Here is a 7,437-nt window from a genome sequence, read left to right as displayed (position 1 = left end):
TCTCCACAAAGGAGAGTCATTCTTCACCGGAACTTTCAGATACGCTTAAAACGAACGAAAATTTGCTTGGGAAGAAACCTGTTTCGGGGAACATGGGCCTGAATCATCGGGCTTATAACTTCTATTCCTGTAATTTTAAGAATTAAATCGATTGGAGATAATTCATTTTATCTGTTAAAAGTTTTGTTGATGCTTGTAGATCAAAGAAAAAGAATTACATTTGCAGTGTACTAATAAGCTAATACACTAATATAATTTATTTACAACATGAACACGTCTATGATAAAAATCGAAGGGTTAACCTTCAGTTATGGAAAGAAAGCCTCCGTTTTTCAAGATTTCTCATTGGAAATGGAGGCTGGAAAGGTAATTGGTCTTTTGGGAAAGAATGGGACCGGTAAATCTACTTTACTTTATTTGATGAGTGGCTTGTTACGTCCACAAAACGGTTCTGTCTGGATGAAAGGGAGGGACGTACAAAAACGCCTGCCGGTAACCCTGGAGGATATGTATTTGGTTCCGGAAGAATTCACTTTACCCAATTTAAGCTTACAGCAGTTTGTGAAAGTGAATGCACCGTTTTATCCCCGTTTCAGCCAGGAGTTGTTGCGGACATGCTTGGCCGATTTTGATTTGAATGAAGATATTCATCTAGGAGAGTTGTCCATGGGACAGAAGAAAAAGGCTTATATGTGTTTCGCGCTGGCAGCCAATACCTCCTTGCTTCTGATGGATGAACCGACCAATGGATTGGATATCCCTTCCAAAAGTCAATTCCGGAAAGTAATAGCTTCAGGTATGACGGAAGAGAAGTCGGTAGTGGTATCTACTCATCAGGTACGGGATATTGACCGTTTGCTGGATCAGGTGGTAGTGATTGACGGAAATGAAGTGTTATTGAACCGCTCGGTAGTAGACATTACAGATAAACTGTTGTTTGCGGAGCAGGGCATGAATGAACCGACAGATGACGTTCTTTTCGTGCAGCCCTCTGTGCATGGAAACAGTGTGATATGGCCCAATCTTGCAGGAGAAGAGAGCCCGTTGAACCTGGAACTTCTGTTTAATGCTCTGCTGACGGAACGTGAGAAAATACAAGCGATTTTTAATGAAAAATAAATGACACGACATGATGGAGACAACTTTTAGTATGACACGCGTACAGCATATCATGCGACGCGATTTGATAGAAAACTGGAAAAGTAACCTTTATGGTTTGCTGGGTATTTTTGCAGCCTGCTTTTTCCCGATGTTGGGCTTTTTATGGTCGGCAGAACACTGGACGGAAGAAGGCTATCCTGAAGTTTATTCTTTTGAGCGATTTTGCGGCAATATGTTGGGGATAATTGGTATGGTGGTTAGTGTGGCAATGATATATTATGCTTCTCGAATCATGAAATGCATGGATAATAAGGAAAAACGTATTTCTTATTTATTACTGCCAGCTACGAAATTGGAGAAGTTCTTCTCTCGTGCTTTGTTCGTGACAGTAGGCACTGTGTTGATGATTCTGGTTGCCTTGCTGGCTTTGGAACTTACCCATTATCTGTTGTTGCCTTTGTTTGATTTACCGACTGTGTATAGCCAGCCGATGTTGGTGGAAGTATTTTCTATGAAATGGGCTCATGCTTCGGTAGACGCAACAGGAGAGTCTGTTTATTCCTGGTGGCTGATGCAGCTACTTGTGTGGATATTCTGCTTATGGAATCATTCACTTTTTATCTTGGGAGGAAGTTTTTGGTACAAACATCCTTTCCTGAAAACGATAGGGGCTTGTTTGGCTGTAACTATCTTAGGAGGAATTTTGTTTGCGAGCTCAGTAGATAGTGGAATATGGTCTTTTCTTATTCGGAGAGTAGATGAAAATTATCCACATTCTCCCCAGACCGTAAATGGATTGCTGACCATCATTTCAGTTGTCTTTCTTCTGTTTACTGTGTTTAACTGGTGGCTGTCATATCGGCTGTTTACTCGTTCGGAAGTTGTTAAACGAAAACTGTGGCGCCTATGACTTTTAAAGAGAATAAACCGATTTATTTGCAGATAGCAGACCGTATCATGGATGAGATCCTTCAGGATGTGTATGAGGAAGGCGGACGTATCCTGTCGGTACGAGAATATGCAGGAATCGTGGAGGTGAATGCGAATACGGTGGTTCGTACGTATGATTATCTGCAGACTCAGGGTATTATTTACAATAAGCGGGGTTTGGGATATTTTGTGGCAACTGAAGCTGCTCAGAAGATTATTGAGCTTCGGAAGGCTACTTTCCTCCAGCAAGTATTACCCGATGTATTCAAGGAAATGTATTTGCTGCATATCCCGATGGAAACTTTATCTGAACTATTTGAGAACTATAAGAAAGAACGGATGAAGTCTCAGGAATAAACAATAGAAGATAATAATGAAAACGGAGCTGAAGTAAGAGGAATAGATTCCTTTGCTTCAGCTCCGTTTTATTGTATGATTCTGCGACTTATAAAGTCACTGTATGCATAATCTTTTCCAATGCACCGGCATTGTCTCGTACATAATTTCCGGCTTTTTTCCCAGCTTTATCCAAGGCTTCATAGTTGTTCAGGAAATTGTCCATAATCTTCTTGAAATCCTCCGCTCCTTGTATTTCAAAGCCACCCTTGCATTGAAGCAACCCTTGAGCTTCACGGAACCGTTTGTTGTTGGGGCCGAAAATGACTGGCATACCATATACGGCAGCTTCCAGTACATTGTGAATACCTACCCCGAATCCACCTCCGATATAGGCAATTTCTCCGTAGCGGTAAATGGAAGACAGTAAACCGAAACAGTCAATCAGCAGGCAATCGGCTTCTTTCACTCTTTCTTCCGTAGCCTGTGTGTAGCGTACTACAGTACGGTTCAGTTTACCGGTGATTTCCTTCAAATGGCTTTCATCAATCACGTGTGGTGCAATGATTAGCTTTACCTCCGGATGCGTATTGAGATAAGGAATGAAAATATCCTCATCCGGTCCCCAGGAACTTCCGGCTACAAAAGCAGTATGGTTTCCTTTGAATTTCTCTACCAATGGAAGTTCTTTAGCCTGACGGCAGATTTCCAATACCCGGTCAAAACGCGTATCACCTACTACAGTGGTGTTAGTAATACCGATGGTGCGGAGTAATTGTACAGACGCTTCATCCTGTACGAACAGATGAGTAAATGTGTTCAGTACTTTTCGGTAACTTTTGCCATACCAGCGGAAGAAAATCTGTTCTTTCCGGAAGATGGAAGATACGCTGTAAACCGGAATATTTCGCCGTTGAAGTTCATTCAAGTAGTTCTGCCAGAATTCATACTTGATGAAGAAGGCCATATAAGGCTGAGCCAGATCCAGAAAACGCTTTACGTTGTCCGGTGTGTCCAGCGGAAGATAGCAGACAATGTCAGCCCCTTTATAGTTCTTTCGCACTTCATATCCGGAAGGAGAAAAAAATGTCTGGAGAATCTTGTACTGCGGATAGGTTTTCCGAATTTCTTCTATCAGCGGGCGTCCTTGTTCAAACTCCCCTAAAGAAGCTGCGTGAAACCACAGGTATTTTTCTCCGCGGATAATCTGTTTTTGCAGAATATCAAAAGATTCTTTTTCTCCTTTGACCATCAGGGCTACTTTCTTATTAAAAAGTGCAGCCAGTCTGACTGCACTTGTATAAAGAGCGATGATAAGATTATAAATCATGTCTTAGCTTATTTGAGAACCTCTACTGCACGGCGCATGCGAGCCACTGTTTCTTCTTTTCCTAATACAGCCGAGATGTCAAACATGTGAGGACCTTTGCCTTCTCCAACCAGTGTCAGTCGGAAAGCATTCATGATATTACCCAAGTGGTAACCTTTATCTTCAATCCATTTCATAACTACTTCTTCCTGGTGAGCCAGTGAGAAATCGTCCAATGATTCCAGTAGTGCAGCCAGTTCGGTCATGCGTTCGGCAGAATCTTCTTTCCAGCGTTTTTTCACTGTCTTTTCATCATATTCTGTCGGAGCTACGAAGAAGAACTTGCAAGTATCCCACAATTCCTTGATAAAGCTTACACGGCCTTTCATCAGTCCGACTACAGTAACTACCTTGTCCATCGGAGCTTCGATGCCATGTTCCTTCAGAATCGGCATAAACAACTGTGCGATTTCTTCGTCACTCTTCATCAGGATATATTCATGGTTGAACCATTTCCCTTTTTCATAGTCGAATTTCGCACCAGCTTTGCTGCAACGATGCAAGTCGAACAATTTGATGAGTTCATCCATTGACATAATTTCCTGGTCGTTACCTGGATTCCATCCCAGCAAAGCCAGGAAGTTGATAACCGCTTCCGGCAGATAGCCTGATTCACGGTATCCAGAAGAGACTTCTCCTGTTTTCGGGTCGTGCCATTCCAATGGGAATACAGGAAATCCCAAACGGTCACCGTCGCGCTTGCTCAGTTTACCGTTTCCGTCCGGTTTCAACAGCAAGGGTAGGTGAGCGAATTCAGGCATTGTATCTTCCCAACCGAAAGCACGGTACAGCAATACGTGCAACGGAGCTGAAGGTAACCATTCTTCCCCACGAATCACATGTGATACCTCCATCAGGTGGTCGTCAACGATGTTCGCCAAGTGGTAAGTAGGCAGTTCATCAGCTGATTTGTATAACACTTTATCATCGAGGATAGAAGAGTTGATAACTACCTCTCCACGAATCAGGTCGTGTACATGTACGTCTTCGTTCGGCTCAATCTTGAAACGAACTACATATTGTTTGCCTTCTGCAATCAACTTGTCCACTTCTTCTTTCGGAAGAGTCAAAGAGTTGCGCATGGAAGTACGTGTAGAAGCATCATACTGGAAATTCGGAATTTCCTGACGTTTAGCTTCCAGTTCTTCCGGTGTATCAAAAGCGATGTAAGCCTTTCCGTTATCGAGCAACACCTGTACATATTTCTTGTAAATGTCACGGCGTTCCGACTGGCGGTACGGACCATAGTTTCCTCCAAAGCTGACACCCTCGTCAAACTGGATGCCTAACCATTTGAATGACTCGATAATGTATTCCTCAGCACCCGGAACGAAACGGTGTGAGTCAGTATCTTCAATACGGAAAATCAGTTCCCCGCCATGCTGACGAGCAAACAGATAATTGTACAAAGCGGTACGTACGCCGCCGATATGCAATGCACCAGTGGGACTTGGTGCAAAACGGACTCTTACTTTTCTTTCTGACATTGTGGTTTTTATCTAAAAATACGCCGCAAAATTAATCTAATTTTCCCGTTTTTTTCTTATTTTGCACGCAAAATATCTTTTTAACATGAAAAGTTTACAAACTGAGAAACAGTTTTCTTATAAAGGACTGTTATATAAACTGGCCATTTTCGTGGTAACAGTGTGTGTAATTGTGTATTTCCTGCCACGAGAAGGACGTTTTAATTATCAATTTGACATTAATAAACCCTGGAAGTATGGGCTGCTTCAGGCTTCGTTCGATTTTCCTATCTACAAGGATGATGCGGAAGTGCAGCGGGAACAGGATAGTATCATGCGCTTGTATAGTCCGTATTATCAGATGGACAAGACGGTGGCCGACCGGATGATTCAGCAGTTCAAGAAAGCGTATACCGACAGTTTACATCGTATTATCCCCGCTCCAGCATATCAGCATCATATTGAACGATTGCTGAAGTTAGTGTACGAGAAAGGAGTCTTTGCACCAAATGATTGGGAAAAGTTGCGTAAAGACAGTGTACGTTCCATCCAATTGGTAGACAAGAATACGGCAAACCAAGTGGATGTGAGCGACCTTTATAGTTTTAAAACGGCATACGAAACATTGATTTATTCAGATACGGTACATTATCATCGACTGTTACTACAGCGGTGCAATCTGAATGAATATATTGCGCCTAACCTTTCGTATGATGCTTCTAAATCAGAGGCTGCAAAGCAGGATTTGCTTTCCGATTTGTCATGGGCTAACGGTTTTGTAATGAACGGACAGAAAATCATAGACCGTGGAGAAATTATCGACAGCCATACGTATAATATCCTGAAATCATTGGAGAAAGAGTGGAACAAACGTAGTGAAACGGTAACAGAAAAGCGTCTTACTTTGCTCGGGCAAACACTTTTTGTGGCGTTACTGATAGGTTGCTTCATGATTTATCTGGATTTGTTCCGGAATGACTATTATAAGAAGCACCGGACATTGGCCCTGCTTTTTGTCATCATTGTAGCTTTCCCGGTGTTGTCTTCTGTGATGGTAGAGCATGCATTTATGAGTGTTTACATTGTGCCGTTTGCCATGATACCTCTGATTATTCGTATCTTTCTGGATTCACGAACGGCGTTTGTGGCCCATATCATAACGATTCTGCTTTGTTCGATTTGCCTTCGTACACCTCACGAGTTTATATTGTTGCAAACAGCAGCTGGTATGGCCGGTATCTATAGTCTGAGGGAGCTCTCTCAGCGTTCACAATTGCTGCGCAGTGCGCTGATTGTGGCTTGTACGTATGCATTGATGTATCTGGCACTCGATTTGATACACGTCAGCGATGTGGCGCAGCTGAGTACACACATGTATGTCAATTTTATCATTAACGGCATGTTGTTGCTGTTTACTTATCCCTTATTATTTATTTTGGAAAAGATGTTCGGTTTTACCTCGAATGTTACGTTGGTAGAGTTATCCAATATCAATAATAAATTGATGCGTGAGATGTCGGAAGTGGCACCTGGCACGTTCCAGCATTCCCTTCAGTTGGCGAATCTGACTGCTGCGGCTGCCAACCGGATTGGAGCCAACAGCCAGCTGGTACGTACGGGGGCTATGTATCACGACATTGGGAAAATGCTGAACCCTGCTTTCTTTACCGAAAATCAGTCGGGTGTGAATCCTCATGACCAGTTGAGCTACAAGCAGAGCGCACAGATTGTAATCAGTCACGTGACCGATGGCATGAGACTGGCCGACAAGCACGATCTACCACAGGTAATAAAAGATTTTATCTGTACTCACCATGGAAAAGGTTTGACCAAGTATTTCTATATTTCATATCAGAACGAACACCCCGGTGAAGAAGTTGACAAGGAAGCTTTCCGGTATCCGGGTCCCAATCCTTTTACGAAGGAACAGGCTATTCTGATGATGGCAGATTCTGTAGAAGCAGCTTCACGAAGTCTGGCTGAGTACACAGAAGAAAGCATCTCAGCTTTGGTAGAAAAGATTATTGACAGTCAGGTACAGGACGGTTATTTCAAGGAATGTCCGATTACATTTAAAGACATTGCTACCGTGAAAGCCGTATTTAAGGAAAAGTTGAAAACAATGTATCATACTCGTATCAGTTATCCGGAGTTGAAGAAGTAGATAACTGGAAAAGACAGGAAAGAGGCTGTCTCAAAATGAAGTGACCCCAAAAAGTTGGACAAGTTAAACAT

General features: G+C 42.6%; 6 protein-coding genes. 4 read left to right on the top strand and 2 right to left on the bottom strand.

Features of this window, described 5'->3' with window-relative positions; translation table 11 throughout:
* Nucleotides 1–279: 279 nt before the first annotated feature.
* The 3 genes from DXD04_RS16395 to DXD04_RS16385 are packed head-to-tail and all read left to right on the top strand — an operon-like array spanning nucleotide 280 to nucleotide 2,388.
* Nucleotides 280–1,119, top strand: coding sequence for an ABC transporter ATP-binding protein (locus DXD04_RS16395; protein ID WP_117674196.1), 840 nt, complete (start codon nucleotides 280–282; stop codon nucleotides 1,117–1,119).
* Between the two features lie 10 nt (nucleotides 1,120–1,129).
* A complete protein-coding gene (locus DXD04_RS16390; protein ID WP_117674195.1) occupies nucleotides 1,130–2,011 on the top strand; it encodes a hypothetical protein in 882 nt (293 codons plus the stop codon).
* On the top strand, nucleotides 2,008–2,388 hold the full coding sequence (locus tag DXD04_RS16385; RefSeq protein ID WP_117674194.1) for a GntR family transcriptional regulator: 381 nt from the start codon (nucleotides 2,008–2,010) through the stop codon (nucleotides 2,386–2,388). Before DXD04_RS16390 ends, DXD04_RS16385 begins: the two co-directional genes overlap by 4 nt.
* 88 nt (nucleotides 2,389–2,476) lie before the next feature.
* Here DXD04_RS16385 and DXD04_RS16380 read toward each other — a convergent pair whose 3' ends face one another.
* Together DXD04_RS16380 and gltX are read right to left on the bottom strand one after the other, a co-directional pair.
* Nucleotides 2,477–3,697 (bottom strand): 3-deoxy-D-manno-octulosonic acid transferase, encoded by a 1,221-nt coding sequence (locus DXD04_RS16380; RefSeq protein WP_117674193.1) that lies wholly within the window; start codon nucleotides 3,695–3,697, stop codon nucleotides 2,477–2,479.
* Between the two features lie 8 nt (nucleotides 3,698–3,705).
* Nucleotides 3,706–5,223, bottom strand: coding sequence for a glutamate--tRNA ligase (gene gltX / locus DXD04_RS16375; RefSeq protein ID WP_007560028.1), 1,518 nt, complete (start codon nucleotides 5,221–5,223; stop codon nucleotides 3,706–3,708).
* An 85-nt stretch (nucleotides 5,224–5,308) separates the two neighbouring features.
* Between gltX and DXD04_RS16370 the strand changes: the two genes are divergently transcribed.
* The gene (locus DXD04_RS16370; protein WP_117674192.1) at nucleotides 5,309–7,366 is read left to right on the top strand and encodes an HD family phosphohydrolase; all 2,058 of its coding nucleotides are present in this window, start codon (nucleotides 5,309–5,311) and stop codon (nucleotides 7,364–7,366) included.
* The last annotated feature ends 71 nt before the right edge of the window (nucleotides 7,367–7,437 follow it).

This window comes from Phocaeicola plebeius, from assembly GCF_003437535.1.
GTDB lineage: Bacteria > Bacteroidota > Bacteroidia > Bacteroidales > Bacteroidaceae > Phocaeicola > Phocaeicola plebeius_A.
This window is presented reverse-complemented; position numbering and strand designations above follow the sequence as displayed.

Excerpts from the sequence above, each read along its gene's own strand:
- DXD04_RS16395 (WP_117674196.1), top strand. The coding sequence starts at position 280 with ATGATAAAAATCGAAGGGTTAACCTTCAGTTATGGAAAGAAAGCCTCC.
- DXD04_RS16390 (WP_117674195.1), top strand. The coding sequence starts at position 1,130 with ATGATGGAGACAACTTTTAGTATGACACGCGTACAGCATATCATGCGA.
- DXD04_RS16385 (WP_117674194.1), top strand. The coding sequence starts at position 2,008 with ATGACTTTTAAAGAGAATAAACCGATTTATTTGCAGATAGCAGACCGT.
- DXD04_RS16380 (WP_117674193.1), bottom strand. The coding sequence starts at position 3,697 with ATGATTTATAATCTTATCATCGCTCTTTATACAAGTGCAGTCAGACTG.
- gltX (WP_007560028.1), bottom strand. The coding sequence starts at position 5,223 with ATGTCAGAAAGAAAAGTAAGAGTCCGTTTTGCACCAAGTCCCACTGGT.
- DXD04_RS16370 (WP_117674192.1), top strand. The coding sequence starts at position 5,309 with ATGAAAAGTTTACAAACTGAGAAACAGTTTTCTTATAAAGGACTGTTA.